This is a genomic window from Streptomyces sp. NPDC057280 (assembly GCF_042668605.1).
Lineage (GTDB): Bacteria > Actinomycetota > Actinomycetes > Streptomycetales > Streptomycetaceae > Streptomyces.
The window spans coordinates 73,500-100,271 of the sequence record NZ_JBHUYR010000013.1 but is presented as its reverse complement, the minus strand read 5'-3'; the positions used below and the strand labels follow the sequence as shown (position 1 = coordinate 100,271).

Sequence of the window (26,772 nt, the reverse complement as noted above, 5' to 3'; positions counted from 1 at the left end):
TCCACGTCCCCTACTTCCCCGGGCGTACCCCCAGCGGTGCCCCGATCTCCTCCGCCATCACCTTGCCCGCCTCGAACTCCAGCGTCTCGTCGCCCATGCTCTGGTCGGTGTCCAGGCCGTCCAGTTCCTCCAGGGGCTGGTTCAGGCGGACGTGGGCCAGGACCGAGTGGAGGGCGCGCAGGGTCGCGGATGCCGTCGTGCCCCAGTTGGAGAAGTAGGAGAACTGCCACCACCACAGGGCCTCCGTGGTGCGGCCCGCGCGGTAGTGGGCCATGCCGTGGCGGAGGTCGGTGATGACGTCGGTGAGGTCGTCGGAGATGCGGGCCGGGACCGGGGACTTGCGCGGCTCGTAGGGGTCGAAGACCTCCGAGTACACGTCGATCGGCTCCAGCAGGCGGGCCAGGTTCTCGCGGAGTTCGTCCACGTCCGGCTCCGGGCCCAGGTCGGGCTCGTACCGCTCGTCCGGCACGATGTCCTCGTGCGCGCCCAGCCGGCCGCCGGCCAGCAGGAGCTGGGAGACCTCCAGGAGGAGGAAGGGGACGGCCGAGTCGGGCTCGTCGCCCTTCGCCACCTCGGTCACCGCCACCAGGAAACTCTCCACCTGGTCGGCGATCTGGACCGCGAAGTCGTCGGGGTCCTGCGCAGTGGCGTGCAGTGTGGCGTCAGACATCTAGGAGTCGTCTCCCCTCGAAGGCGCGGCCGAGGGTCACCTCGTCCGCGTATTCCAGGTCGCCACCCACCGGGAGGCCGCTGGCCAGGCGGGTGACCTTGAGGCCCATGGGCTTGATCATGCGGGCGAGGTAGGTGGCGGTCGCCTCGCCCTCCAGGTTGGGGTCCGTGGCCAGGATCAGTTCCGTGACCGTCCCGTCGGCCAACCGCGCGAGAAGTTCTCGTATACGCAGATCGTCGGGACCCACGCCCTCGATGGGGCTGATCGCGCCGCCCAGGACGTGGTACTTGCCCCGGAACTCCCGGGTGCGCTCGATCGCCACCACGTCCTTCGGCTCCTCCACCACGCAGATGACGGAGGGATCGCGGCGGGGGTCACGGCAGATGTTGCACAGTTCCTCCTGCGCCACGTTGCCGCAGGTCGCGCAGAAGCGGACCTTCGCCTTGACCTCCATCAACGCCTGCGCGAGACGCCGTACGTCCGTCGGTTCCGCCTGCAGGATGTGGAAGGCGATCCGCTGGGCGCTCTTGGGACCGACGCCGGGCAGCCGCCCCAGTTCGTCGATGAGGTCCTGCACCACGCCTTCGTACACGGACTGCCGTCCTTCCCGGGGTTCCTTACACGTACGTACGGTAGTTGGCGGACCGCCCTCTGAGGAAGGCGGGCTCGGTCCTGGTCCTGTCCTAGAACGGCAGGCCGGGGATGCCGCCGCCCAGGCCCTGGGCCAGCGGGCCCAGCTTCTGCTGCTGGAGCGTCTGCGCGTTCTCGTTGGCCGCCTGCACGGCCGCCACGATCAGGTCGGCGAGGGTCTCGGTGTCCTCCGGGTCCACCGCCTTCCGGTCGATCTTCAGCGCGCGCAGCTCACCGGAGCCGGTGACCGTCGCCTTGACCAGGCCGCCGCCGGCCTGGCCGTCGACCTCGGTCCTCGCCAGTTCCTCCTGCGCGTTCGCCAGGTCCTGCTGCATCTTCTGGGCCTGCTGGAGCAGCTGCTGCATATTGGGCTGGCCACCACCGGGGATCACGATCAGCTCCCGCTCTTTCGGTCTGTGTCTTGTCCTCTGTCACGAGCCTACGTGCTCCACGCAGGCATCGCTCCAGCACTCTTTCGAGTGAGATGACGCCGTGTCCTATACCTGATCAAGGCCCACTTCCGGGCGGAAAAGGAGCGAAAGCCGTCCCTTCGCCACCCATTGGGAGGTAGGAAAGGTCCGGCACGTCGGCATCATGCGTCACACGTGCATTACGCAGCGTGGTCGGTCGTGTTCGGTCGTGGAGGGAGTGCCGGGTGGGTCAGCCGGAGATGCAGCCCGAGGGTCCGCCTCAGGACGAGCGGGGTGGGGAGGCGGCCGGGCTGCGGCCGGGCGACCTGACGGGACGGACGTTCCCCCTCGGGGACTGGGGCGAGCCCGCGCCCCGGCTGGACGAGCTGTACCGGTGGGTGGAGCGCGGGGCGCTCGACACCGCCGCCTGGTATCTCGCGGACCGGGTGTGGAAGCGCCGGGGCGCGCGGGCCCTGCGAGGCGGGGCGGCGGCCGGCGCCGTCGCCGGGGCCGCGCTGCCGCTGCTCGACCTCGCCGGGGTGGTCGGCGGGGTCGCGGCCTGGGGGTATCTCGCGCTGCTGCTCGCCGTCGCGTGCGTCGCGGTTGACCGGTTCTTCGGGGTCACTTCCGGGTGGATAAGGGACGTGGCCACCGCGCAGGCCGTGCAGCGACGGCTCCAGGTACTCCAGTTCGACTGGGCCTCGGAGAGTGTGCGCGAGGTGCTCGGGCCGACCGAGGGGACCGCCGGGGAGGCCGCCGAGCGGTGTCTCGGGGTGCTGCGCCGGTTCTCGGAGGACATCACCGAGCTGGTGCGGGTGGAGACGACCGACTGGATGGTGGAGTTCCGGACCGGGTCCGCGCCGCTGGGGATCCAGACGGCGGTGGCGGGGGCGCCGCGGGCCGACGCGAACGTGGTGCAGGGGAGGTTTCCGTTGCCTCCGGGGGCGGGGGGTACGCGGCCCAACATGCCTCGGCAGCGGCCGCCGGAGCCCAGGTGACGGGGGGTGCCGTAGGGGCTGGTCAGGTCATGTGGGTGCGGGTCGTCTGCGGCTGATCGCGCGGTTCCCCGCGCCCCTGGGGCGTTGCAGTCAGCCCAGGAGCGACAACTCGGCCCCTACCAGCACGTCCACCACCGCACACCACTCCGCGAAGCTCGGCGCCACCACTCCCTTCAGTCGCTCCAGCGTCAGATGCGCCAAGTCCCACAGCCCATGGCAGAACCACCCCGCCGCCACCAGCCACCGCCCCACCTCCGGGTCCACCGCCAGGCCCGCCACCGCCAGCGCCCCGAAGACCACCACCCCCGCCGCCTGCACACCCCACACGCGCGGCGCGCCCCGCAGCAGCCCCCACAGCAGCACCGCCAGCGCGATGCCGATCATCACGCCCGCCGGTGAGACCAGGTCCAGGGCCTGGAGGCCGAAGACGAGGACCATGCCCCCGCCCAGCACCGGCCAGGTCGCCCGCGGGGTGCCCAGTTGGTTGATCACCACGTACAGCAGGGGCAGCAGGGGCAGGACCTGGCCGAAACCCTCGACCGAGTCCGCCACCGTGTCGGACGCGCTCGCCGCCGCCTGGGCGGCAAAGATCGCGATCGCCGCGAGCGTCGGCCAACGGCGGGTCAGGGGTGCGGTGTTGATGTGCGTCATGGCGTTCAGGGTCGCGGCGGGCGGAAAACGGCAGTAGTGCCGGGAGCGCACGTCGTCGTATGACATCTGTCATCTCCCCGCTGCCACAATGACCGCGTGGACGAGGGGGCGGGGCTCGCGGGTTTCCGGCGGTACACGTGGTGGGCCGTGCCGGGGACCGTGCTGTGTGTGCTGGTGGTGGCGTACGGGGCCTGGGCGTTGGACGGGGACGTGCCGCTGTGGGCGCGGGTGTCGGTCGTGCCGGCGCTGGCCGTGCACGCCGTGGCCGCGGTCGTGCTGCTCGGCGGGTCGATGGAGGAGCGGGAGCCCGCCGGGCGGGCGCGTGCGGGATGGGTCGTCACCGCCTGTCTCGCCGCCGCCGTACTCGCCGTACCGCCGCTCGCGCGGCACGACTACGGGCTGTGGGCGGTCGCCCCGGCCGTGACCGTGGCGATCGTCGCCGCCGGTCTGCCCGCCGCGCCCCGCAGACGGTGGCTGGTCGGGGGTGCCGTCGCGCTCGCACCGCTGCCCGGTGGCGCGGTGAGTCTGGCCGCAGGCGACGGCGAGTTGGCGTACGCGGCGCTGTTCCCGGCCTGTCTGACGGCGTTCACGGTGTGGACCGTGCTCGGACCGCTGTGGGCGTGGCGGATCGCGGGGCGGCTGGACCGGGCGCGGCGGCTGGAGGCGGAGCTTGCGGTCAAGGACGAGCGGCTGCGGTTCGCCTCCGACCTCCATGACATCCAGGGGCATCACCTCCAAGTCATCGCCCTGAAAGCTGAGTTGGCGTCGCGGCTCGCCGAGTCCGATCCGCCCCGCGCGGCCGCCGAGATGCGGGAGATACGGCAGCTGTGCGCGGACGCGCTGCGGGACACTCGGGCCGTCGTGCAGGGCATACGCCGTACGACGCTCGACGACGAGATCGCCAACGCCACCCGGGTGCTCGCCGCGGCCGGCATCGACGCGCGGATGACGCTCGAAACGGATCCGAGGCAGGGGACGTTGGACGATCCCACCCGCAGTCTCCTGGGCCTCGTCATGCGCGAGGCCACCACCAACGTGCTGCGCCACAGCCAGGCCCGCACCGCCGAGGTCGACTACCGGCTCGTCGACGACCGGGCCCGGCTGCGGATCGCCAACGACGGGGCCGTCACCCGTCCCGGCACCGCCGACGGCACCGGACTGCGGGGGCTCGCCGAGCGACTGCGGGGCGCGGGCGGGGAGTTGACCTGGGAGCGGGCGGACGGCGACCGTTTCACGGTGACCGCGACTCTCCCCGTCCACGGGACCGCCGAGTGAACCATCCCGACACCGCCCGCCCAGAGGACCGCCAAGCCAACCGGCCCGACACCACCCCCCTCAAGAGCCACCGACCGACCAGGCCCGACACCGCCCGCCCAGGGGCCGCCGCGTGATCCGGGTCCTGCTCGCCGACGACGAGGACCTGCTGCGCGGTGCGCTGGCCGCCCTGCTCTCCCTGGAGGACGACCTCACCGTGGTCGCGGAGGCCTCGACCTCCACCGACGCCGTGCGCCTCGCCCTCGAACACCGGCCCGACATCGCCGTACTGGATCTCGAGATGCCGCCCACGGACGGGCTGCGGGCCGCCGAGGAGATCCGTGCCGGGCGGCCGGGCACCCACGTCGTCCTCGTCACCCGGCACGCCCGGCCCGCCGTGCTGCGCCGCGCGCTGGCCGCCGGGGTGCGCGGGTTCGTGCCCAAGACCACCCCCGCCGCCCGGCTGTCCGAGATTCTCCGGGACATCGCCGCCGGGCGCCGCTACGTCGACCCGGAGATCGCGGCGTCCGCGCTGGCCGAGGACGACTGCCCGCTCAGCGCACGGGAGTTGGAGGTGCTGCGGGTGGCCCGCACGGGGGCGTCGGTTGCGGACATCGCGGAGCAGGTGCATCTGGCGCCGGGGACCGTGCGCAACTACCTCTCCGCCGCGATGTCCAAGCTGGGGGCCACGACACGGCATGCCGCGGCCCACCGCGCCTGGCAGCAGGGCTGGATCTAGCGGCGGTCAGGCCTGCGGGTCGGGGAAGGCGACCGGGCTTGCCAGTCCCTTCGTGTTCACCGCCCGCACCCCGAAGAAGACGTTGTCCTTCGACAGGTCGATCTCGTACGTCGTCACGTCGCCGACCGGGACGACATGCGTCCACTCGGGCGCCGTCGTCTCCCGCCACACGATCTCGTAGCCGGCGAGGTCCGGTTCCGTGCCCCGCGTCCACACCAGCCGGGTGGAGTTGGTGAGCAGGGTGGTGACGATCTTCGCGCCCCTCGGGGTGCCCGGGGCCTGCGCCAGCGTCCACAGGGCGGCGCCGTTGACCTTGGCGACGCGGGCGGTGAAGTCGAAGTCGCAGAACTCGGGCAGGTCGCCGTACTGCTTGCCGTCCTCGACGCGGACGTCCTGGTGCTGGTGGGCGAAGTCCTCGGCGGGCTCGGTGAAGCGGGCGGCGGGGTAGGCGCGTTCGAGGAACGGGATGTGGTCGCCGCCGCGGCGGTACCGGTCGTGGCGGTAGACGACGCGGACGTGCATGCCGGTGGCGTCGTTGTCGGCGACGTCCCGGACGAAGCGGGCGAGCTGGCGGGTGGCCGAGTCGTTCTCGCCGCCCACCGAGCGGCGGACCGCGGCCTGTTCGGCGGTCTCGGAGGACGGCACGCCTTCCGCGAAGAGGCGGATGGTGTACGGGTCGCGCGTGCCGTCGTCCGCCGTCGAACTGCCGACGATGTCGTTGGTGAACATGCCCTGCACGTCCGCCCCGGCGGACTTGAACTGCTGGGCCAGGTGGGCCGATCCGAACAGACCCTGCTCCTCCCCCGCCACCGCCGCGAACACGATCGTCGCGGCGGGACGCCGTCTCGCCATCACCCGCGCCAGCTCCAGGACCACCGCGACCCCGGACGCGTCGTCGTCCGCGCCCGGGGCGTCGGAGGTGGCATCCATGACGTCGGTGACCCGGGAGTCGTAGTGCCCGGAGACGACGTAGATCCGCTCCGGCGTCACCGCGCCGCGCAGGGTGGCGATGACGTTGGTGATCCGGGTGGGCGTCGGGATGCGCGGGCCCGGTTCCTGGACGTACGACTGGAGTTCCGCCGTCATCCGGCCACCGGAGCCGGCGGCGTACGAACTCAGCTCCGCCAGCAGCCAGTCACGGGCGGCGCCGATGCCGCGGGCCGGGTCGTCCTGCGCGGAGAGGGTGTGGCGGGTGCCGAAGGAGACGAGCTTGCGGACCGTGGCCTCGATGCGGGCCGGGTCGATCTCCCGTAACAGCGCCCGGAGTTCGCGGGTGGGGGGCTGTGCGGTGGCCGGTGGCCGGGCGCCCGACGGTGCCGCCTCGGCCGTGCCGGTCCCGGCGGCCAGCGTGGCCCCTCCCGTCGCGGTCAGGACCGTTCTTCTGCTGGGACGCATGCGCTCTCCCGGGGTCGGTGGGTGCGGTGGGTCAGGTGCTGTCACCCACACAACTCCTCCTGCCGCTCGCACGGAAGACGGCCGTACCGCCGGATCCGTACGAGCGAGCGACCTCAACGCCCCCACTGCGGCGCGCACTTCGCGTCACTGCTTGGTGTACGTCAGCTTCTCGCCGTTGCCGGTGTTGACGCGCTCCAGGGTGCCGTCCGGTTTCAGGGTGATCTCGGTGGCTCCGCCCGGGGTGCAGGAGGTCGCGGGCTCGCCGACCGTCACCGTGGAGGGGCCGATCTCCAACGGGCCGTCGCTGCCCGGCGACGCGGTGAGCGGGGCCTCGAAGACGCAGTGGTAGTCGGGGCCGTCGGCGACGAGCGAGAGCACCGTGTCGCCCACCTCGCCCTGCTGGATGGTGAGTTGGCGGGTGTGGTGGCCGTCGGCGTTGTCGATGCCCGCGGTCCAGGTGCCGAGGTAGCCGGCGGGGACCGTGCCGTCCGCCGGGGCCGAGGTGGTGGGCGTCGGCGAGGGCTCCGTGGGGGTGGGCGAGGGGCCCGGTGTGGTGGGCGCGCTGGTGGTGGGCGTGGGCGTGGGGTCGGCCTGGTCGTCGCCGCCGCTGCTCATCAGCGCGTAGACCGACCCGCCGGCACCGAGCGCGACGACCAGCGCTACGGCGACGAGCGCGGCCGTGGACCGGCCGCCGCGGCGCGGGGGGTCCGGCTGCGGGTGCGGCTGGTGCGGGAATGCGGTGCCCCCTGGGCCGTAGGGCGGTGTTGCCCCTGGGCCGTACGGCGGGGTGGCGCCTGGGCCGTAGGGCGGGGTGGTGCCTGGGCCGCCGCTGTACGGGTTGTACTGCGCGGGGACGCCGGGCGCCCAGGGCTGCTGTGGGTGGCCGTAGGCGGGGGTGGACGGGGGCGGCGGCGCGTACTGCTGAGGCGGCTGCTGCGGGTAGCCGTACGCGGGATGGGCGGGCGGGGCCGGCGGAGGGGTCGCCCCGCCGTACTGCCCGACGGCCGTGGGCAGGTGATTCAACGGCGCCCCGCCCCCGGGCTGCCCGGGCACGGGCGGCGCGTCCTCGGCAGCGGCCGCGGCATGCTCGGGCGCCACCTCACCGCCCCCGCCCTGAGCGCCTCCCACACGCGCAGCGCCCTGAGCGGCCCCGGCGGCTCCGGCCGGCCCGGCGACCCCGGCCTGCCCGGCAGCCCCAGCGGCCCCGGCACCCGCAGCGGCTCCCGCGCCTCCAGCAGCGCCGGCACCGGCCGCGAGTCCCGCGCCTCCAGCTACCCCAGCAGCCGCAGCGATTCCCACGCCCCCGCCGCCAACGCCACCCCCGGCACCGCCGGCACCCCCGCCGCCAACGCCATCCCCATCCCCCTCCGGATCCTCCGTCTCCAGCAACTGCACCGCGTGCCGCCCGAGTTGCGCCACCAGGGCGCTCGGCAGCCACGGGTCGCGGGAACGGCCGCCGGAGACCGTGTCCTCGGCGCCGGTGCGGTCCAGGACCTGGTCCAGGGTCGGGCGGGCGGCCGGGTCCTTCTTCAGGCAGGCCCGGACGAGATCGGCGAGGCCCTCCGGGACCCCCTCCAGGTCGGGTTCCTCCTGGGCGATCCGGAACATGAGCGCGTGCACGCCACTTCCCCCCGCGCCGAAGGGAAGCTTGCCGGTGGCGGCGTAGGCGAGCACGGAACCCAGGCAGAAGACGTCGCACGCCGACGTGATCCGGTCGCCCCGCACCTGCTCGGGCGCCATGAAGCCGGGCGAGCCGACCAGCGCGCCGGTTCTCGTCAGACCCCCGTCGGTCACCGTCTCCAGGGCCCGCGCGATACCGAAGTCGATGACCCGCGGCCCGTCGATGGTCACCAGCACGTTGGAGGGCTTCAGGTCCCGGTGGATGATTCCGGCGGCGTGGATGTCCTTCAGCGCGTGCGCGAGCCCGGCGGCGAGAATTTTCACCGACCGCTCGGGCAGCGCCCCGTGATCATGGCCGACGACCTGCTGGAGGCTCGGCCCGGCGACGTACCCGGTGGCGACCCAGGGCACCGCGGCCTCGGTGTCGGCGTCGAGGACGGGCGCCGTCCAGTACCCGCCGACCTGCCGGGCGGCCCGCACCTCCTGCCGGAACCGCGCCCGGAACTCCTCCTGCGCGGCGAGCTCCTCCCGCACCAGCTTCACGGCGACGGTCCGCCCCCGCTCCGACCGGGCGAGGTACACCTGCCCCATCCCACCGGCCCCGAGCCGCGCCAGCAGCCGATACGCCCCGATCCTCTGCGGATCCCCGGCCCCCAGCTTCTCCATCGCAGGCCCTCCCCGTACTCCCCCGACACGTGCCCGTGCGTGAGGCTCACGATAGTGCGGTCCTACGAGGTGACGGCCGCCCCGGGGTCGACGGTTCCGTAACGCCGAGCCCGCCCACCTGTGGTTCCGACGGGCTTCGACAGGTTCCGTGACGCCAAGCCCGACAACCTGTCGCGGAAACCCCCCGTCCACAGACAGGACGCCGATACCGCTTCCGCATCGCGGACATTTACGCTCACCCGCATGACCCCTCAGCCAAACCCCGAGGTCGGCGCCGCCGTGAAGGCCGCGGACCGTGCTCATGTGTTCCACTCCTGGTCCGCGCAGGAGCTCATCGACCCGCTCGCCGTCGCCGGCGCGGAGGGGTCGTACTTCTGGGACTACGACGGCAAGCGGTACCTCGACTTCACGAGTGGCCTCGTCTACACGAACATCGGCTACCAGCACCCGAAGGTCGTCGCCGCGATCCAGGAACAGGCCGCAACCCTGTCCACGTTCGCGCCCGCCTTCGCGATCGAGGCGCGGTCGGAGGCGGCGCGGCTGATCGCCGAGCGGACGCCCGGTGACCTGGACAAGATCTTCTTCACCAATGGTGGGGCCGACGCCGTCGAGCATGCGGTGCGCATGGCACGGCTGCACACCGGGCGGCCCAAGGTGCTCTCCGCGTACCGCTCGTACCACGGCGGTACGCAGCAGGCGATCAACCTCACCGGCGACCCGCGCCGCTGGGCCTCCGACAGCGCCTCCGCCGGCGTCGTGCACTTCTGGGCGCCGTACCTGTACCGCTCCCGCTTCTACGCTCAGACCGAGGAGCAGGAGTGCGCGCGGGCCCTTGAGCACCTGGAGACGACCATCGCCTTCGAGGGGCCGGGCACCGTCGCCGCGATCATCCTGGAGACCATCCCCGGCACCGCCGGGATCATGGTCCCGCCGCCCGGCTATCTCGCGGGCGTCCGCGAGATCTGCGACAAGTACGGGATCGTCTTCGTCCTCGACGAGGTCATGGCCGGGTTCGGGCGCACCGGTGAGTGGTTCGCCGCCGATCTGTTCGGGGTCGTGCCCGACCTGATGACCTTCGCCAAGGGCGTGAACAGCGGGTACGTCCCGCTCGGCGGTGTCGCCATCTCCGGCGCGATCGCGGAGACCTTCGGCAAGCGCGCCTACCCGGGCGGTCTGACGTACTCCGGGCATCCGCTCGCCTGTGCCGCCGCCGTGGCGACGATCAACGTGATGGCGGAGGAGGGCGTGGTCGAGAACGCCAGGAACCTCGGTGCGGCGGTGGTCGAGCCCGCCCTGCGCGAGCTCGCCGAGCGGCACCCCTCCGTCGGCGAGGTCCGCGGCGTCGGCATGTTCTGGGCGCTGGACCTGGTCAAGAACAAGGAGACCCGCGAGCCGCTGGTGCCGTACAACGCGGCCGGGGAGGCGAACGCCCCGATGGCCGCGTTCGGCGCCGCCGCCAAGAAGCACGGCATCTGGCCCTTCATCAACATGAACCGCACCCATGTGGTGCCGCCGTGCAACGTCTCCGAGGCCGAGCTGAAGGAGGGCCTGTCCGCACTGGACGCGGCGCTCTCCGTGGCGGACGAGTACACGGAGTAGCCGCCGGTCCTTCCCGGCGCTACGCGGGTCAACACCGGGAACCCGAACGCGTAAGGTGGCGTGCCCGTAGAGATATACGTGCACGCCACCCGACCGCCATCAGGGAGAGGCCCGACCATGCCCGGCAACGGCGCCGTGACCCGCAACACCCTGCGGCAGCAGATCGCCGACGCGCTGCGCGACGAGGTGCTGGGCGGACGGCTCCAGCCGGGGCAGGAGTTCACGGTCAAGGAGATCGCCGAGCAGTACGGGGTGTCGGCGACGCCGGTCCGCGAGGCCCTGGTCGACCTCGCCGCGCAGGGCCTCCTCGAAGCCGACCAGCATCGCGGCTTCCGGGTCCACGAGTACTCCGTCGCGGACTACCGCGGCATCATCGAGGCCCGCGCCCTCGTCATCGACGGCATGTTCAAGGCGCTCGACGACGGCCATCTGGGCCTGGTCGACGAGCCGGACGCCACCCGCATCCCGGCCCTGCTCGCCGGTGTGCGGCGCCGCGGCGAGGAGGCCCAGCGGGCCGCCGGGGCCGGTGACCTGACCGTCCTGATCGGCTATGACCTGCGGTTCTGGCGCGAGTTGAGCGCCCTGTTCGGCAACCCCTACCTCTCGGACTTCCTGCACCGGCTGCGGGTGCAGTCCTGGGTGTGCGCGGTGCAGCACCTGCGCCGGATCGACGACCTGCGCGGGGAGCTGTGGGCCGACCACACGGGGCTGGTCGACGCGCTGGTCCGCCGGGACACCAAGGCCGCGCGGGAGATCGTCGCCGCGTACAACGCGCAGTCGCTGGCGGTCATCGAGCGCATGGCCGGGGAATGAGCCTCCCGCGATGAGCGGGGTACCCGGGGTGTGGGTATGGGGACTTCACGACTACTCTTCCCTGACCACTCCGCTACACGGAGCTATGTCCGTCGTGCCGCACCGAGCTATCCGAGGAGCCCTCTTTGGCCTGTGACCTGTGGCTGGTACCGCTCGTCGACGTGTTGTGCCACACGCCCGACAACCCGTTCGCCGAGGAACTCGCGCAATACAACAAGGTGCTCGCCGAGGCCGGGCTGCCGCCGGTGCCGGTGTACCAGTACATGCCGGGCCTGTCCGGCGAGGTCGCCCCGGTGGCCGGCTTCGACTACGACGCCCTGCACTTCCTGCGCCGCGCGTATCTGCTCCAGGTCTGCGGGCTGCCGGTCACGCCGGTCGACGAACTCGGCGGGGACTACGAGCAGTTGCTGGAGATGTTCGAGGCGACGGCCCAGCAGTCGCACCTGGTCTGGCACTACGACCACGCGGGCGCCTACGTCCCCGTCGACTTCCCGCACCCGCTGGCCAACGACGAACTCCTCGCGGGCGGCGGCCCCTTGGGCTCCTCGCAGACCCTGCTGCGGGAGCTGGCGCTGGTCGGCCCGTCGATCGGCATAGACCCCGCCAACCCCCCGGCGGCCCCGCAGCCGCCGCTCGGCCCCACGGAGCTGGAGGAACCCGCCGTCCCCGCCCCGTACGACCCCAGTCCCTTCGCCCGGGAACGGCATGTCTGGCTGGGCCTGCACGCGGCGGCGACCCGGAGCCTCGCGCAGGGCTCGATGATCATCTTCAGCTGAGACGACAGGGGTTCAGCGCAGCTGGGACAGGCCCTTCTGCAGGTCCTCGGCGTTCATGACCGGCGTCAGCTCCAGCTCGGCGTCGAGGTCCATGAAGAAGGGCTCGCCGGTCGGCGGCATCTGGGAGCTGTCCTGCATGTCGAAGACCAGGTAACAGGTGCGGACCCCGTGGTCGAGCGTGAAGTAGGCCGCCTCGGGCTTGAGGTGCTCCATGGTCTCCTGCATCAGCTGCGGCATCTTGCCGCTGCGGATGTACTCGTTCGCCTTCTCGGTGTTCATGGACGCCTTGAGCAGGACGCGCATCGCACTCACCTTCTTCTGTCGGCTGACACGCGCACCTTCACATCGTATGCCCGATATGCCCGTTCCCGTACTCCACCGGAAGCACACCGAGCGCCTCCCCCGGTGCGACGCGCCCCGCCGCCGCCCGGAGCACGCTGGAACCCACCTGAGGGGAGACGGCGATGATCCTGGTGACCGGTGCGACAGGGCACGTGGGCAGTGAACTCGTACGACGGCTGGTGGCGTCCGGCGTGCCCGTGCGGGCCATGACGCGGCGCCCGGACGAGGCCCGCTTCCCCGCCGGTGCACAGCCGGTGTACGGCGACGCGGGCGACCCGGCGAGTCTGCCGGCGGCGTTCGCGGGCGTCTCCGCGGCCTTCCTGATGTCGGCCCAGCCGGTCGGCACGGCCCCCGCCCCGACCCACGACCTGGCACTGGCGGAGGCTGCCCGCACAGCAGGAGTACGACGGCTGGTGAAGCTCTCCGTCCTGGACGGCGGCGCGGGCAGCGACCCGATCGCCCGCTGGCACGCCGCGGCGGAGGCCGCGGTCGTCGACGCGGCCCCCGTCTGGACCCTGCTGCGCCCCGGCCGCTTCATGTCCAACGCCCTCCAGTGGACGGGCCAGTTGAGCGTCGGCGACGAGGTGGCGATCCCGTTCGCGGACCGCCCGGCGGCGAGCATCGACCCGGCGGACCTGGCGGAGATCGCGGCGCAAGCCCTGACGACCGACGACCACGCCGGCATGACCTACGAGTTGAGCGGCCCCGAGTCCCTGACCCCGACGCAGGAGCTGCACCTCCTCGGCGGGGTCCTGGACCGCGCCCTGCGGGTCCGTCCCGTACCGCCCGAGGCGGCCCGCGCGGGCATGGAGAGGTACGGCTTCCCGCCCGAGGTCGTCGACGCGATCATGCGCCGCACGCTGGACGACGACCGCGGCGCGGTCGTCGTCCCGACGGCGGCGAAGGTGCTGGGCCGCCCGCCGCGGACGTTCGCGCAGTGGGCGGCGGCACATGGGGAGGCCTTCCGCTGAGGTTCAGAACACCGGCGTCCCGGCCTGCGTCAGCTTCCAGTTCGTCACCGCGAAGTCGGCCGGGTCCAGCGCTCCCTTGGCCGTCACGTAGTCGATCATCAGCTGACGGATCTCGTTGGTGGAGCTGTAGGCGATGTCGGCGGTGGCGATGTGCGGATACCCCGAACCGCCGTTGGCCCGGTAATTGTTGACGGCGACGACGAAGACCTGGTCGTCGGCGACCGGGGTGCCGTTGTACGTGAGGTTCTTGATCCGGGAGCCCTCGGCCTGCGCGATGTCGATCTCGTAGTCGACGCCCGCCGCCGTGTCGTACATGTAGTCCCAGAACTTGTTGGCGTTGGTGAGGGTCGCGGTGTCGACCTTGGTGCCGGCCGGGACCTGGTAGTAGTACTTCGCCGCGAACTCGAGGTAGTCCTTGAGCTGGGCGCCCGTCAGCTTCTTGCCGTACAGGGTGTTGTCGTAGATGTAGAGCCCGGCGATGTCCTTGATGGTGACGCTGCCCTGGGGGATGTCGGCCGTGCGGCTGAAGGGCGCGGCGACCGAGATCAGCGGCAGCGCCGCGTCGGACGCCGAGAGCCCGGCCTTCACCGTCTCCATCTGGACCTTGTGGATGAAGTCCATGATCGGCACGTCCTTCCAGCAGGACTCCGCCGCGGAGAGGTCCTGCCTGCAGGTGCCGACCGCCGTGTTCACGTACTTCACGACCAGCTCGTGGTCGGCCTCGAGGAGCTTCTTGATCTCCGGGTCCTCGTCCACGTCCTTGGGGTCGAGGGTCTGCGCGGTCTTGCTCGTCACCTTCCACCGGCCGTGGTGGAGTTCGAGTTCGAAGTCGAAGACGCTCAGCCGGTAGCCCCAGCAGTACGGCTCGGACAACAGCACCTCGTCGCCGGTCTCCGCGTTCTTCACCGTGTACGAGGGCACCTCGACGTGCGTGTGGCCCACCAGGATCGCGTCGATGCCCGGCACCTGCTCGGCCACCAGGTTCGAGGCGTTCTCGACGTACGGCAGCGAGTCGCCCCAGGACGAGGAACCGTCGAGCCCGGAGTGATCGGTCAGGAACACCACGTCGCACCCGAGGGCACGCAGCCGCGGCACGTACTTCTTCGCCTGCTCGACGAGCCCGGGGAAGACCATCTTCCCGCTCACGTTGTCCTTGTCCCACAGGGCGATACCGGGGTTGGTGAGACCGAGGATGCCCACCTTGATGTCCGGCGCGCCCGGCACACGGATCCGCTTCACGGTGTAGGGAGGAAAGGCGGGCTTCAGGGTCTTCGCGTCCAGCGCGTTCGCGCCGAGCAGCGGGAAGTGGCACTCCTGCTCGAACTTCCGGAGCACCTCGATGCCGTAGTTGAACTCGTGGTTGCCGAGGGCGGCGGCGTCGTAGCGCATGTGGTTCATGGCGACGGCCATCGGGTGCTTCGGCGCGCCCTTGTCGGTGATGGGCTGCACGCGCGCGAAGTAGTAGGCCAGCGAGGTGCCCTGGATGATGTCACCGGCGTCGACGAGCAGCACCCGGTGCTCGCCCTTGGCCGCGCGCTGCTGCTTGATGAGGGTGGCGACCCGGGCGACCCCGACGGAGTTGCCGGCCTTGTCGCTGTAGGCGGCGTCCTTGTAGTAGTCCCAGTCGAAGACGTGGCTGTGCAGGTCGGTGGTGCCGAGGATGGAGAACGACCAGGTGCGGGGCCGCTGCTCGGCGGCATCCGCCTCACCGGCGGTGAGGGCTCCGGCCACGGCGACGGCGGCACCGGTGACGGCCGACTTCTGCACGAACTCACGGCGGTTCATGGGACTGACGGGCATCGAGGACTCCTGGGACGGGAGAGGGGAGGAGGGGCACAACTACCCGCGTAGATAGTTGCCTTCCGCCACTTCCCGACGGAACCAGGAAAAGGCCATGGGCCGGTCAAGGAAATCCTTGACCGGCCCATGCGCGGCAGGACCCGGAGGCCCCGGAGGACCTACAGGAACGAGTTGATCTCGATCGTCTCGTCGCGGCCCGGGCCCACGCCGATCGCGGAGATCGGGGCGCCGGACATCTCCTCCAGCGCCTTGACGTAGTTCTGGGCGTTCTTCGGCAGGTCGGAGAAGGACTTCGCCTTGGTGATGTCCTCGGACCAGCCCGGGAGGGTCTCGTAGATCGGCTTCGCGTGGTGGAAGTCGGTCTGCGAGTAGGGGAGCTCCTCGACTCGCTTGCCGTCGATCTCGTAGGCGACGCAGACGGGGATCTGCTCCCAGCCGGTCAGCACGTCCAGCTTGGTGAGGAAGAAGTCCGTCAGGCCGTTCACGCGGGTCGCGTAGCGGGCGATGACCGCGTCGAACCAGCCGCAGCGGCGGTCACGGCCGGTGGTGACACCCCGCTCGCCGCCGATGCGGCGCAGCGCCTCGCCGTCCTCGTCGAAGAGCTCGGTCGGGAACGGGCCCGAGCCGACGCGGGTCGTGTAGGCCTTGAGGATGCCGATGACCCGGCTGATCTTCGTGGGGCCGACGCCGGCGCCGGTGCAGGCGCCGCCCGCGGTCGGGTTCGACGAGGTCACGAAGGGGTACGTGCCGTGGTCGATGTCCAGGAGGGTGCCCTGGCCGCCCTCGAACAGGACGACCTTGTCCTCCTCCAGTGCCTGGTTCAGCACCAGGACCGTGTCGGCGACGTACGGCTTGAGCCGGTCCGCGTAGGACAGCAGCTCCTCTACGACCTGCCCGGCCTCGATGGCGCGGCGGTTGAAGACCTTGGTCAGGAGCTGGTTCTTGCCGTCCAGCGCCGCCTCGACCTTCTGCGTCAGGATCGACTCGTCGTAAAGGTCCTGGATGCGGATGCCGACGCGGTTGATCTTGTCGGCGTAGGTCGGGCCGATGCCCCGCCCGGTGGTGCCGATCTTCCGCTTGCCGAGGAAGCGTTCCGTCACCTTGTCGACGGTGACGTTGTACGGCGTGATGATGTGAGCGTTACCGCTGATCAGGAGCTTGGACGTGTCGACGCCTCGCTCGTTCAGCCCGTTCAGCTCGGAGAACAGGACCGACGGGTCGACGACGACACCGTTGCCGATGACCGGAGTGCACTCCGGGGAGAGGATTCCGGAAGGGAGCAGGTGCAGGGCATACTTCTGATCGCCCACGACCACCGTGTGACCGGCGTTGTTGCCGCCCTGGTAGCGCACCACATAGTCGACAGACCCGCCTAGCAGGTCCGTCGCCTTTCCCTTGCCTTCGTCACCCCACTGAGCACCGAGCAGCACAAGTGCGGGCACGCGCGTACACCCCTTCCGGGCGGGGCATGTCCAAGGTCAGGGGCGTACACGGCACAACTCTGTGCTGCGTACACCGGCGACCTTCTTCGGCCACCGTCGGCCGTGGTCGGCCGCGAACCCGTCGGACCCGGATGCCCCGGAATAGACGAAGCCCCTGGCGCAATAGCGCAAGGGGCTCTTGCACAAAGATGCTACCCGAGGAAGCGAGGCAGGACCGAGGTGGCGACTTCAGCGACTTCCGATCAGCTGCTGGTGGTCATCGATCCGGTCGCCCGGAGGACCGACGGCGAGTCGGTCCGGATCGCGAAAGACGTGCTCAGCGCGGGTGCGACCACGAAGGTCTGCATGCCGGAGGGGCCTGAGGAATTCGCTCGGGTGCTGGCTCGCCGGGGTTCGCGGCGGCCGGTGGTGGTCGGCGACGACCGGGCGCTGCTGCGCGCGGTGTCCCTGCTGCACCGGCAGCGGGAGCTGGCCGGATGTGCGCTGTCCTTCGTGCCGGTGGGCGGTGCGCTGTCGGTGGCCCGTTCCCTGGGGGTGCCGACGGGCGCGGTGGCCGCCGCGCGGACGGTCCTGGACGGCGTGGAGCGCCGCCTCGACCTGCTCGTCGACGACAGCGACGGGGTGGTGCTGGGCGCGCTGCGCATCCCCGCGCCGGCTCCGCAGCCGCCGGAACCGGAGCTGGAGGCGGCGGGGGTGGCGGGTGCCGGGCACCCCTGGCTGCGGACCTGCCAGACGCTCGTGCGGACCCTCGTCCCGGCCCGCCCCGTCCGGGAACCCGCGCCGCCCGCGCCCGGGCCCTCCCGGCTCCGGGTGGAGGTGGACGGGGTGACGCTGGTCGACCTGGGCCAGCCGGTGGAGGCGGTGTCGGTGACGCCGGGCGCGGCGGGGCTGGCCGAGGTGGAGGTGCGGCCGGTGTCGGTGGGCGCCGAGGCCCTCCCGCTGCGGGCCTCCGGCCGCACGGTGACGGTCACGGGCGCGGACTTCCGCTACGGCGCGGACGCGGGCGTGGCGGGCCCGGTACGGCGCCGGACGTGGACGGTGTGGGAGGGGGCGCTGGGGCTGACGCTGCCGGGGCGGTGATCCGGCCATTGCTACCGTGCGGGTCCGCCGATCACACCGGGAAGGCGCATGAGCCAGTACTTCGACGTGGGCGACGAGACCCTCTGGAACCCCTCCAACGGAGCCGCCCGTCTCTTCCTGCGCCATGTGCGGCTGTACGAGGAGGAGCTGGGCGTTCCCTCCGGGTTCGGGCCGATGGAGAACGACGAGTGCAAGATCGACCCGGCAGCCTTCGCGACGTACGTCGACGCCCTCCTCGACCTGCACGACCGCACCCGGCACTCGGTCATCGACGCGCTCTCCGAAGGCTTCGTCGCGACGGTGCTGGTGCTCGCCGGGCGGGCCGGCATCGAGCCGGGGCGCCCCGCACCCACCGACCGGCCCTCCGGGCTCACCGACGTCCAGGTGCCCGTGCCGGACGCCCAGGACAGGACCGTACGTCTGCGCGAGCGGGCGGATCTGCTGCGGCGCGGGATGCCGGTCTAGACGCCGGCGCCAGTCGTACGCCCCGGTCCTACACCGGCAGCGCGTCCGACTCGTCCTTCAGGCCCACCCCGGTCGCCCCCAGTTCCCGCGCGCGCCCCATCAGCGTCGCCAGCTTGCCCGCCGCGCCTTCGTAGGACAGGCCCAGGGGCGGTCTGATGTTGGACAGGCAGTTGCGGTCGGCGTCGGTCGTGGCACCCGGCTCCGGGCGGTACGTCAGATACGCGCCCAGCGAGTCCGCCGCCGACATGCCCGGCCGTTCGCCGATCAGGACGACCACCATCGCCGCCCCCATGGCCGCCGCCACCGCGTCTCCCAGCGCCACCCGCGCCTGCTCGGCCAGCACGACCGGTGCGATCCGCCACCCGGGCAGCCGGGTCACCGTCTCCGTCACCACCGTCGCCGCGTGCTCGTGCACCGCCCGGCTGGACAGCCCGTCGGCGACGACGAACACCACGTCCCACTCCCCCGTCGGCAGATGCGCCCGGTCGGTCGCGTCCAACCGGCGTCCCAGGTCCGGGCGTTGCAGATACGTCAGCCGGTCACCGGCCGCGCTGCGCACCCGTACCGTCGGCATCCCCGGCAGCCCCGCCGCGACCCGGTCGGGCTCGAACGGCGAGTGCACCGCGTCCCGGGCGGCGGCGTGCGCGGCCTGGAGTTCCAGCCGGTGCCGGGTGGGGAGTGCGGTGCCCGCCCGGCCGAGGCCGATGCGGGCCTGGGTGCGGCGGCGCAGCGACTGCCACAACTCGCCTTGCCCCAGGGCAAGTTCACTCATGCCGCGAGCTCCCTTCCGGCGATCTCCGTCAGTGCGTGGGCGTCGACCTCGCGGATGCCGCCCCGTTCGTCGAGCAGCCCCATCGTCGCCAGCCATGCCTCGAACTCCGGTGCCGGGCGCAGCCCGAGGACCTCGCGGAGGTACAACGCGTCGTGGTAGGAGGCGGACTGGTAGTTGAGCATGATGTCGTCGCCGCCCGGCGTGCAGATCACGAAGGACGCGCCCGCGACGCCGAGCATGGTGAGCATGGTGGCCACGTCGTCGTCATCGGCGTCCGCGTGGTTGGTGTAGCAGATGTCCAGGCCCATGGGCAGGCCGAGCAGCTTGCCGCAGAAATGGTCCTCCAGGGCCGCCCGGAGGATCTGGCGGCCGTCGTACAGGTACTCCGGGCCGATGAAGCCCACCACCGTGTTCACCAGCAGGGGGTCGTAGCGCCGTGCCACCGCGTACGCCCGTGCCTCCACCGTCTGCTGGTCCACTCCGTGGTGCGCGTCGGCGGAGAGGGCGCTGCCCTGCCCGGTCTCGAAGTACATGACGTTCCGCCCGACCGTGCCGCGCTCCAGCGTCAGGGCCGCCTCGTACGCCTCGTCCAGCAGCCCGAGCGTGACGCCGAAGGAGGCGTTGGCGGCCTGGGTGCCGGCGATCGACTGGAAGACCAGGTCGACGGGGGCGCCGCGTTCCATCAGGTCCACGCTGGTCGTGACGTGGCAGAGGACGCAGGACTGGGTGGGGATGCCGTACCGCTGGATGACCCCGTCGAGGAGGTCCAGCAGGTCCCGTACCGCCTTCGGGCTGTCCGTGGCCGGGTTGATGCCGATGACCGCGTCGCCCGAGCCGAGCAGCAGCCCGTCCAGCAGGGCGGCGGCGACGCCCGCCGGGTCGTCGGTGGGGTGGTTGGGCTGGAGGCGGGTGGCGAGGCGTCCCGGCAGGCCGATCGTCGAGCGGAACGCGGTGACGACCCGCACCTTGCGCGCGACGGCCACCAGGTCGGCGTTGCCCATGAGTTTGGAGACGGCCGCCACCATCTCCGGGGTGAGCCCGGCGGCCACGGCGGTCAGGGCCTCGCCGTCGGCCGCCAGCAGCCACTCCCTCAGCTCCCCCACCGTCATCCCCGCCACCGGCGCGAACGCCGCCGCGTCATGCGTGTCCAGGATCAGCCGGGTGACGTCGTCGCTCTCGTACGGGATCAGCGGCTCGGTCAGGAACGTCGTGAGCGGCACCTCCGCCAACGCCCAGCGCGCCGCGACCCGTTGCCGGGCCGACTCGGCCGCGAGCCCGGCGAGGCGGTCGCCGGAACGTTCCGGGCTCGCGGCGGCCAGCAGCCGGGCGAGGGACGTGAAGCGGTGGCGCTCGCCGCCGACGGTGGAGGTGTGGACGCTCATGGCGGCGACCGTACGAGCCGCGTGTTGCGAAGAGATTTCCGCAGATTTCCTCGGACTTCTAAAGGTCTGGTTGACAAACATTTAACGCATCGAGACCCTTGGCCGACTCATTCGGCCGACAGAGTCCAGCCCGGTACACCAGCGCGTCAGCAGGAGAGGGGCCCAGCCCGATGGCAGTGGACGAGGGAGTCGCCCCAGCGGCGAGGACAGACGAGACAGGCACGGTTCACCGGCTCAAGCCCAACGCCGTGGGCTTGCTGGGCGTGGTCTTCATGGCCGTCGCGACGGCCGCGCCGATCACCGCGATGACGGGCAACGTGCCCTTCATGGTGTCGGCGGGCAACGGCATCGGCGCCCCGGCGAGCTACCTCGTCGCAATGGTCGTACTGGCAATCTTTTCCGTCGGCTTCACGTCGATGGCGAAGCACATCACCTCGACCGGAGCCTTCTACGGCTTCATCTCCTACGGCCTCGGACGCACCGTCGGACTCGCCTCCGGACTGCTCGCCACGTTCGCGTACGTCGTCTTCGAGCCGGCCCTGATCGGCATCTTCTCGACCTTCGCGACGGAGACGCTGAAGGACCAGACGGGCACGGACATCCCCTGGTGGGCGTTCGCGATCCTGATGCTGGCGATCAACGCGACCGGCACCTGGTTCGGCGTCTCGGTCGCCGAGAAGCTGCTCGTCGTCCTGCTCGCCACCGAGGTGACGATCCTCGCCGCGATGGCGATCTCGGTCGCCTTCCACGGCGGCGGCCCGGACGGCTTCAGCATCGACCCGGTGAACCCGGTCAACGCCTTCAAGGGCACCTCCGCCGGTCTCGGCCTCTTCTTCGCCTTCTGGTCATGGGTCGGCTTCGAGTCGACGGCGATGTACGGCGAGGAGTCCCGCAACCCGAAGAAGATCATCCCCAAGGCGACGATGATCTCGGTGCTCGGCGTCGGCGTCTTCTACGTCTTCGTCTCCTGGATGGCGATCACCGGCACCGGCCAGTCCAAGGCCGTCGAGGTCTCCACCGCCAACCCCCTCCAGCTGTTCTTCGGCCCCACCGAGCAGTACGTGGGCCACTGGGCGGTCGTCGTCATGCAGTGGCTGATGATCACCGGCTCGCTGGCCTGCGGCATGGCCTTCCACAACTGCGCCGCCCGCTACATGTACGCGCTGGGCCGCGAGGGCGTCCTGCCCTCCCTGAAGAACACCGTCGGCCGCACCCACGCCCGGCACGGTTCCCCGCACATCGCGGGCCTGGTCCAGACGATCGTGACCGCGCTGCTCCTGCTGGCCTTCGCGGCCGCCGGCAAGGACCCGTACACCGGCACGTACGTCCTGCTCGCGATCCTCGGCACCATGGCGATCCTGGTCGTGCAGGCGGTCTGCTCCTTCGCGGTGCTGGTCTACTTCCGCCGCAACCACCCCGAGAGCCGGCACTGGTTCAAGACGCTCACCGCCCCGCTGGTCGGCGGCGTGGCGATGCTCGCGGTGGTGGCGCTGCTGGTGTCCAACATGGGCGCGGCGGCCGGTACGGAGTCCGGTTCGCTGGTGCTGAAGGCGACCCCGTGGCTGGTGGCGCTGGTCGCGGGAACGGGCATCGGGTACGCGCAGTACCTCAAGCGCCGGGACCCGGCCCGCTACCAGCTCCTCGGCCGGACGGTCCTGGAGGAGACCAAGGAGCGCTAACGGTCCCCGAACAGCTCCGCGCGGCGGACCTGCCAGCGTTCCATCATCTCGGCGAGGTCCTTCTCGATGAACTCGAAGAAGGCGAGCGTCTCGGCCAGTCTGCGGCCGGCCGGAGTCTCGGCCCCCAGGCTGGCCACACCTTCGCGCAGGGCGTCCTCCCAGCGCTTGATGATCGCCTCGCGGTTGGTGAGGGCCTGGTACCACTGGTCGCTGTGCACCCGGTACCGCTCGCGTCGTGAGCCGGGCTCGCGCTCCCGCGACAGCATGTGCACCTGGGACAGATAGCGCACGGCGCCCGAGACCCCGGCCGGACTGACCTGGAGCCGTTCGCCCAGCTCGGCGGAGGTGAGGGCGCCGCTGTCGGAGGCGAGCAGCGCGGCGAAGACCCGGGCCGGCATGCGCGCCAGCCCCGCCTCGACAAGCTGAGCCGCGAACCGCTCCACGAACCTGGACACCACTTCGGGGTCCCGACCTGCCACGTCACTCATCCCCTCAGCCTAACCGGAGTTCACTCTCTTCCTTAACTTCACAATTTTCTGAAAGAAGCGTACGTTCTGAAGAATGACGAAGGCAATCAGCGTCTCCGGCCTGCACAAGGCTTTCGGCAGGACGCAAGCGCTCGACGGGCTGGATCTCACGGTCGAGACCGGCGAGGTGCACGGCTTCCTGGGCCCCAACGGCGCCGGCAAGTCCACCACCATCCGCGTCCTGCTGGGCCTGTTGCGCGCCGACGCGGGCGCCGCGCAGGTGCTCGGCCGCGACCCGTGGGCGGACGCGGTCGAGGTGCACCGCAGGATCGCCTACGTCCCCGGCGACGTGACGCTGTGGCGCAACCTCTCCGGCGGAGAGGTCATCGACCTGTTCGGCAGACTGCGCGGGGGCCTGGACCCGGACCGCCGCGCCGAGCTGATCGACCGCTTCGAACTCGACCCCACCAAGAAGGGCCGCACGTACTCCAAGGGCAACCGCCAGAAGGTCGCCCTGGTCGCCGCGTTCGCCTCGGACGTCGACCTGCTCATCCTGGACGAGCCGACCTCGGGCCTGGACCCCCTGATGGAGGAGGTCTTCCAGCGCTGCGTGGAGGAGGAGCGCGACCGGGGCCGCACGATCCTGCTCTCCTCCCACATCCTCAGCGAGGTCGAGGAGTTGTGCGACCGCGTGAGCATCATCCGCAACGGCCGTACGGTCGAGACCGGCTCGCTCGCCGACCTGCGCCACCTGACCCGCACCAGCGTGACGGCCGAACTCGCGGGCGCCCCCAACGGATTGGCCTCGCTCCCCGGCGTCCATGACCTGGACGTCCAGGGCCACCGGGTCCGGCTCCAGGTCGACACCGACAAACTCGACGCCGTACTGCGGCAGTTGAGCGAGTCGGGCGTGCGCTCGCTGACGTCGACGCCGCCCACCCTGGAGGAGCTGTTCCTGCGCCACTACCAGGAGGCCGCGTCGTGACGGCCTCCCTCGCGGGCACCGGCGTACTGCTCCGCTTCTCGCTGCGCCGCGACCGGCTGATGATCCCGGTCTGGGTCGCGGTGAACGCGCTGATGGTCCTCTCCATGCCCGCCTCCCTGAAGGGCCTGTACGGCACGGACGCCGAACGGGCCGACCTGATCCACCAGGTGGAGACCAACGCGTCCTTCCGCGCCCTGATCGGCCCGGTCTTCGACACCGACCTGGGCGCGCTGACCGCCTGGCGGATCGGCGTCTACGCCGGGCTGGTCGCGGCGGCGATGAGCCTGCTGATCGTCGTACGGCACACCCGCGACGAGGAGGAGAGCGGCCGCCACGAGCTGCTGGCGTCCGGGATGGTGGGCCGCAGGGCGTCCCTGACGGCGGCGCTGCTGGCGGCAGGGGTCGCGAATGCCGTGTTGGCGGTCCTGGTGACGGCGGGCCTGGCGGGCCAGGGAGTCGTGGGCGCGCTCGCCCTCGGCCTGGGACTCGCGGCGGTCGGCATGGTCTTCGCCACGATGGCGGCGATCGTCGCACAGCTGACGGAGAGCGCACGGCTGGCCCGCGGCCTCACGTCGGCCGTCCTCGGCGCGGCCTTCGTCCTGCGCGCGGCGGGCGACTCGGCCTCGGACGACGGCAGTTCACCCCTGACCTGGATCTCCCCGCTGGGCTGGCTGGAGAACCTGCGCCCCTACGCGGACGAACGCTGGTGGTTGCTGCCGCTGTTCACGGTGGCAGCGGCCGGACAGGCGTGGCTGGCCTACGCGTTGGCGGGCCGCCGGGACGTCGGCATGAGCTTCTTCCCGACCCGCCCGGGCCCGGCGACCGGCGGCCTGGGCAGCCCGGGCGCACTGGCCTGGCGGTTGCAGCGGGGCGCCGTCCTCGGCTGGTCGATCGCCTTCTTCCTGGTGGGTGTCGTCTACGGCGGCCTCACCGACGGCGTGGCGGACCTGGTCGGCGACAACGCGAACGCGCGCGAGATCTTCGAGCGAATGGGCGGCCAGAGCGGCCTGGAGGACGCCTTCCTGGCGTCGATGGTCGGGATGATGGGCCTGATCGCGGCGCTGTACGTCGTCCAGAGCGTGCTGCGCCTGCACGGCGAGGAGACGTCGGGCCGCGCGGAACCGCTCCTGGCGAACGCGGTGAGCCGTCTGGGCTGGGCCGCCGGTCATCTGGTCGTCGCCTTCGGCGGGGCGGTGCTGCTCATGCTGCTCACCGGTCTGGGCTTCGCCGTGGGCTACGGCGAGGAGATCGGCCCGATCCTGGGCGCGTGCCTGGTCCAGGTGCCCGCCGTGTGGGTGATCGGCGGCCTGGCGGTCGCCCTGTACGGGCTGCTGCCGCGGGCGGCGATGGCGGCGTGGGGTGTCGCCGGGGCCGTCCTGCTCATCGGCTGGGTGGGCCCGGCGCTGGATGCTCCGCAGGTGGTGCTGGATCTGTCCCCGTTCGGGCATCTGCCCAAGCTGCCGGGTGGGGAGATGAGTTGGGGACCGGTACTGGTCCTGCTGGGGCTTGCCGTGGTGCTGGTGGGCGGTGGACTGGCCGGGCTGCGCCGACGGGACCTGACCACCTGACGGGAGCGCCGGGAACCTCTTCGCGGTCTGCCCGCGTCCGTACCGGGCATGGGAGAACGCGCGCGGGCCGCGGCAGGGTGCCTGACCGCGGCCGCAGGTGCCGGAGCGGGGCTCGGGTTCTGGTCCGTGGGCGTCCGCGGACGCTTCCGGCGCTTCGAACAGGGCCCCGACTGGAGCGTGCTCTTCGCCGAGCTGCCGCTCGCGGTCCTGGGCGGCGTGGCCGCCTCCCTGGTGGTGTGGGCCGTACTGCGCTCGCTCAGACCGTGACGCTGAGCCCCTCCAGCCCCCTGATCACGAAGTTCGGCTTCCGTACCGGCTCCGCCGCGAGGCTCAGGTACGGGGCGCGGTCGAGCAGCGCCGTCATCGAGGCGGCCAGTTCGATACGGGCCAGGGGTGCGCCGATGCAGTAGTGGATACCGGCACTGAAGGAGATGTGCGGGTTGTCCGCACGGGTGAGATCGAGGCGCTCGGGGTTCTCGAACACCGCCGGGTCGTGGTTGGCGGAGCCGAAGAGCATGGCGATCTCCGCGCCCCTCGGGACGGTGGTGCCGTCGATCTCGATGTCGTCCAGCACCCAGCGCTCGAAGAGCTGGAGCGGGGTGTCGTAGCGCATCAGCTCTTCGACGGCGGTGGGGACGAGGGAGTGGTCGGCGCGGAGTGCCGCGAGCTGGTCGGGGTTGCGGAACAGGGCGTACCAGCCGTTGACGGTGGCGTTGACCGTCGCCTCGTGCCCGGCGTTCAGCAGCAGCACGCAGGTCGAGATCATCTCCTGCTCGGTGAGCCGGTCGCCCTCGTCGTGGGCGGCGATGAGACCGGAGACGAGGTCGTCGCCGGGTGCCCCACGCCGCTCGGCGATGAGCTCCCGCAGATAGTCGGAGAACTCCACGGAGGCGCGTACGGCCTTGGCGGCCACCTCCTCGGACGGGTTCAGCTCGTACATCCCGCAGATGTCCGCCGACCAGGGCCGCAGCGGGCCACGGTCGGCCTCCGGGATGCCCAGCATCTCGGCGATGACCGCGACGGGAAGCGGCTCGGCGACGTCGGCGAGGAGATCACCGCCGCCCTTCTCGACGAGCCCGTCCACCAACTCCCCGGCGAGCTGGGCGACATACGGCTTGAGGCGCTCGACCGTCCGCGGCGTGAACGCCTTCGACACCAGACGCCGGATGCGGGTGTGGTCCGGCGGCTCCAGGTCGAGCATGCCGTGGTCGTTGAGCGTGTGGAACGGCTCGTGTTCGGCGGGCGGCGGGGTGCGGTTGAAGTCCTCGTGGGTGAAGCGGTGCTGATAGGTGCGGCCGAGGCGGCGGTCCCTGAGCAGCGCCGAGACATCCGCGTGCTGCGGGACCAGCCACTGGTTCGTGGGCTCGTAGTACTGGACGCGCCCCCTGGCACGCAGGTCGGCGTAGGCGGGGTAGGGGTCGGCGAGGAAGTCCGGGTCCCACGGGTCGAAGGCTGCCATGCCCGGACGCTAGCCCGACTCTCCGCCTTCTGACCAGGGGTGTCTCAGCGGCACCACCGCCACACGCAACCGATGGTTGCGCATCACCGCCGCCGGGGCTTACAGTGATACGCAACCAAAGGTTGCGAAAGGGCCGGGT

26 protein-coding genes are annotated in these 26,772 nt (G+C 71.5%); 13 read left to right on the top strand and 13 right to left on the bottom strand.

What is annotated here, in order from left to right; translation table 11 throughout:
• Positions 1-10 precede the first annotated feature (10 nt).
• From ACFUO4_RS41365 to ACFUO4_RS41355, 3 genes are all read right to left on the bottom strand, one after another.
• Entirely contained in the window at positions 11-670 is a 660-nt protein-coding gene (locus tag ACFUO4_RS41365; protein ID WP_079309377.1) for a DUF5063 domain-containing protein, read from the bottom strand.
• Positions 663-1,262 carry a recombination mediator RecR gene (gene recR / locus ACFUO4_RS41360; RefSeq protein WP_059194093.1) on the bottom strand — a complete coding sequence of 200 codons (600 nt, stop codon included), beginning with the start codon at positions 1,260-1,262 and terminating at the stop codon, positions 663-665. Before recR ends, ACFUO4_RS41365 begins: the two co-directional genes overlap by 8 nt.
• A gap of 91 nt (positions 1,263-1,353) precedes the next feature.
• Positions 1,354-1,692 carry a YbaB/EbfC family nucleoid-associated protein gene (locus ACFUO4_RS41355; protein ID WP_383495233.1) on the bottom strand — a complete coding sequence of 113 codons (339 nt, stop codon included), beginning with the start codon at positions 1,690-1,692 and terminating at the stop codon, positions 1,354-1,356.
• 263 nt (positions 1,693-1,955) lie between these two features.
• On the opposite strand from ACFUO4_RS41355, the gene ACFUO4_RS41350 reads away from it, so the two are divergent.
• Complete coding sequence (locus ACFUO4_RS41350; protein WP_383495230.1) at positions 1,956-2,708, top strand: SLATT domain-containing protein; 753 nt, start codon at positions 1,956-1,958, stop codon at positions 2,706-2,708.
• A 90-nt stretch (positions 2,709-2,798) separates the two neighbouring features.
• Here ACFUO4_RS41350 and ACFUO4_RS41345 read toward each other — a convergent pair whose 3' ends face one another.
• Positions 2,799-3,425, bottom strand: a complete 627-nt coding sequence (locus ACFUO4_RS41345) for a hypothetical protein (protein ID WP_383495227.1) — start codon at positions 3,423-3,425, stop codon at positions 2,799-2,801.
• A gap of 30 nt (positions 3,426-3,455) precedes the next feature.
• On the opposite strand from ACFUO4_RS41345, the gene ACFUO4_RS41340 reads away from it, so the two are divergent.
• The gene (locus ACFUO4_RS41340; RefSeq protein WP_383495224.1) at positions 3,456-4,634 is read left to right on the top strand and encodes a sensor histidine kinase; all 1,179 of its coding nucleotides are present in this window, start codon (positions 3,456-3,458) and stop codon (positions 4,632-4,634) included.
• A gap of 112 nt (positions 4,635-4,746) precedes the next feature.
• Positions 4,747-5,352: a DNA-binding response regulator gene (locus tag ACFUO4_RS41335; RefSeq protein ID WP_383495221.1), complete on the top strand. Its 606-nt coding sequence runs from the start codon at positions 4,747-4,749 to the stop codon at positions 5,350-5,352.
• Positions 5,353-5,358: 6 nt separating this feature from the next.
• On the opposite strand, the gene ACFUO4_RS41330 is transcribed toward ACFUO4_RS41335, so the two are convergent.
• Together ACFUO4_RS41330 and ACFUO4_RS41325 are read right to left on the bottom strand one after the other, a co-directional pair.
• Entirely contained in the window at positions 5,359-6,747 is a 1,389-nt protein-coding gene (locus tag ACFUO4_RS41330; protein ID WP_383495218.1) for a M28 family metallopeptidase, read from the bottom strand.
• A gap of 144 nt (positions 6,748-6,891) precedes the next feature.
• Positions 6,892-9,033: a serine/threonine-protein kinase gene (locus ACFUO4_RS41325; protein ID WP_383495215.1), complete on the bottom strand. Its 2,142-nt coding sequence runs from the start codon at positions 9,031-9,033 to the stop codon at positions 6,892-6,894.
• Between the two features lie 243 nt (positions 9,034-9,276).
• Here ACFUO4_RS41325 and ACFUO4_RS41320 point away from each other — a divergent pair, with 243 nt between their 5' ends.
• The 3 genes from ACFUO4_RS41320 (at position 9,277) to ACFUO4_RS41310 (ending at position 12,221) form a co-directional block, all read left to right on the top strand.
• On the top strand, positions 9,277-10,632 hold the full coding sequence (locus tag ACFUO4_RS41320) for an aspartate aminotransferase family protein (protein WP_079310862.1): 1,356 nt from the start codon (positions 9,277-9,279) through the stop codon (positions 10,630-10,632).
• A gap of 117 nt (positions 10,633-10,749) precedes the next feature.
• Positions 10,750-11,445 (top strand): GntR family transcriptional regulator, encoded by a 696-nt coding sequence (locus ACFUO4_RS41315; protein ID WP_079310861.1) that lies wholly within the window; start codon positions 10,750-10,752, stop codon positions 11,443-11,445.
• A 125-nt stretch (positions 11,446-11,570) separates the two neighbouring features.
• Positions 11,571-12,221, top strand: a complete 651-nt coding sequence (locus ACFUO4_RS41310; protein ID WP_059194100.1) for a hypothetical protein — start codon at positions 11,571-11,573, stop codon at positions 12,219-12,221.
• A 12-nt stretch (positions 12,222-12,233) separates the two neighbouring features.
• Here the strand turns inward: ACFUO4_RS41310 and ACFUO4_RS41305 are convergent, their stop codons facing one another.
• The gene (locus ACFUO4_RS41305; protein ID WP_383495211.1) at positions 12,234-12,524 is read right to left on the bottom strand and encodes a hypothetical protein; all 291 of its coding nucleotides are present in this window, start codon (positions 12,522-12,524) and stop codon (positions 12,234-12,236) included.
• A gap of 161 nt (positions 12,525-12,685) precedes the next feature.
• Between ACFUO4_RS41305 and ACFUO4_RS41300 the strand changes: the two genes are divergently transcribed.
• Positions 12,686-13,534, top strand: a complete 849-nt coding sequence (locus tag ACFUO4_RS41300) for an NAD(P)H-binding protein (RefSeq protein WP_383495208.1) — start codon at positions 12,686-12,688, stop codon at positions 13,532-13,534.
• Positions 13,535-13,537: 3 nt separating this feature from the next.
• On the opposite strand, the gene ACFUO4_RS41295 is transcribed toward ACFUO4_RS41300, so the two are convergent.
• Positions 13,538-15,334 (bottom strand): bifunctional metallophosphatase/5'-nucleotidase, encoded by a 1,797-nt coding sequence (locus tag ACFUO4_RS41295; protein ID WP_383495205.1) that lies wholly within the window; start codon positions 15,332-15,334, stop codon positions 13,538-13,540.
• Between the two features lie 158 nt (positions 15,335-15,492).
• Positions 15,493-16,776 (bottom strand): adenylosuccinate synthase, encoded by a 1,284-nt coding sequence (locus ACFUO4_RS41290; protein WP_383495202.1) that lies wholly within the window; start codon positions 16,774-16,776, stop codon positions 15,493-15,495.
• Between the two features lie 219 nt (positions 16,777-16,995).
• On the opposite strand from ACFUO4_RS41290, the gene ACFUO4_RS41285 reads away from it, so the two are divergent.
• Positions 16,996-17,856: a diacylglycerol kinase family protein gene (locus ACFUO4_RS41285; RefSeq protein ID WP_079310858.1), complete on the top strand. Its 861-nt coding sequence runs from the start codon at positions 16,996-16,998 to the stop codon at positions 17,854-17,856.
• A gap of 48 nt (positions 17,857-17,904) precedes the next feature.
• Complete coding sequence (locus ACFUO4_RS41280) at positions 17,905-18,321, top strand: DUF6086 family protein (RefSeq protein ID WP_383495198.1); 417 nt, start codon at positions 17,905-17,907, stop codon at positions 18,319-18,321.
• Positions 18,322-18,349: 28 nt separating this feature from the next.
• Here ACFUO4_RS41280 and eutC read toward each other — a convergent pair whose 3' ends face one another.
• Together eutC and ACFUO4_RS41270 are read right to left on the bottom strand one after the other, a co-directional pair.
• Positions 18,350-19,093 (bottom strand): ethanolamine ammonia-lyase subunit EutC, encoded by a 744-nt coding sequence (eutC, locus tag ACFUO4_RS41275; RefSeq protein WP_383495195.1) that lies wholly within the window; start codon positions 19,091-19,093, stop codon positions 18,350-18,352.
• Positions 19,090-20,475, bottom strand: a complete 1,386-nt coding sequence (locus ACFUO4_RS41270; protein WP_383495192.1) for an ethanolamine ammonia-lyase subunit EutB — start codon at positions 20,473-20,475, stop codon at positions 19,090-19,092. Before ACFUO4_RS41270 ends, eutC begins: the two co-directional genes overlap by 4 nt.
• 170 nt (positions 20,476-20,645) lie before the next feature.
• Here ACFUO4_RS41270 and ACFUO4_RS41265 point away from each other — a divergent pair, with 170 nt between their 5' ends.
• Complete coding sequence (locus ACFUO4_RS41265) at positions 20,646-22,154, top strand: APC family permease (RefSeq protein ID WP_383495189.1); 1,509 nt, start codon at positions 20,646-20,648, stop codon at positions 22,152-22,154.
• Here ACFUO4_RS41265 and ACFUO4_RS41260 read toward each other — a convergent pair.
• Positions 22,151-22,642 (bottom strand): GbsR/MarR family transcriptional regulator, encoded by a 492-nt coding sequence (locus ACFUO4_RS41260; RefSeq protein ID WP_383495186.1) that lies wholly within the window; start codon positions 22,640-22,642, stop codon positions 22,151-22,153. The two genes, ACFUO4_RS41265 and ACFUO4_RS41260, sit on opposite strands and share 4 nt — an antisense overlap.
• A 73-nt stretch (positions 22,643-22,715) precedes the next feature.
• Here ACFUO4_RS41260 and ACFUO4_RS41255 point away from each other — a divergent pair, with 73 nt between their 5' ends.
• The 3 genes from ACFUO4_RS41255 to ACFUO4_RS41245 are packed head-to-tail and all read left to right on the top strand — an operon-like array spanning position 22,716 to position 25,441.
• Entirely contained in the window at positions 22,716-23,606 is an 891-nt protein-coding gene (locus tag ACFUO4_RS41255) for an ABC transporter ATP-binding protein (protein WP_079310853.1), read from the top strand.
• 59 nt (positions 23,607-23,665) lie between these two features.
• Complete coding sequence (locus ACFUO4_RS41250; protein WP_383495428.1) at positions 23,666-25,174, top strand: ABC transporter permease; 1,509 nt, start codon at positions 23,666-23,668, stop codon at positions 25,172-25,174.
• 48 nt (positions 25,175-25,222) lie between these two features.
• Positions 25,223-25,441 carry a hypothetical protein gene (locus tag ACFUO4_RS41245; protein WP_079310852.1) on the top strand — a complete coding sequence of 73 codons (219 nt, stop codon included), beginning with the start codon at positions 25,223-25,225 and terminating at the stop codon, positions 25,439-25,441.
• Here ACFUO4_RS41245 and ACFUO4_RS41240 read toward each other — a convergent pair.
• Positions 25,431-26,633 carry a cytochrome P450 gene (locus tag ACFUO4_RS41240; RefSeq protein ID WP_383495182.1) on the bottom strand — a complete coding sequence of 401 codons (1,203 nt, stop codon included), beginning with the start codon at positions 26,631-26,633 and terminating at the stop codon, positions 25,431-25,433. The genes ACFUO4_RS41245 and ACFUO4_RS41240 overlap by 11 nt on opposite strands.
• Positions 26,634-26,772: the final 139 nt, after the last annotated feature.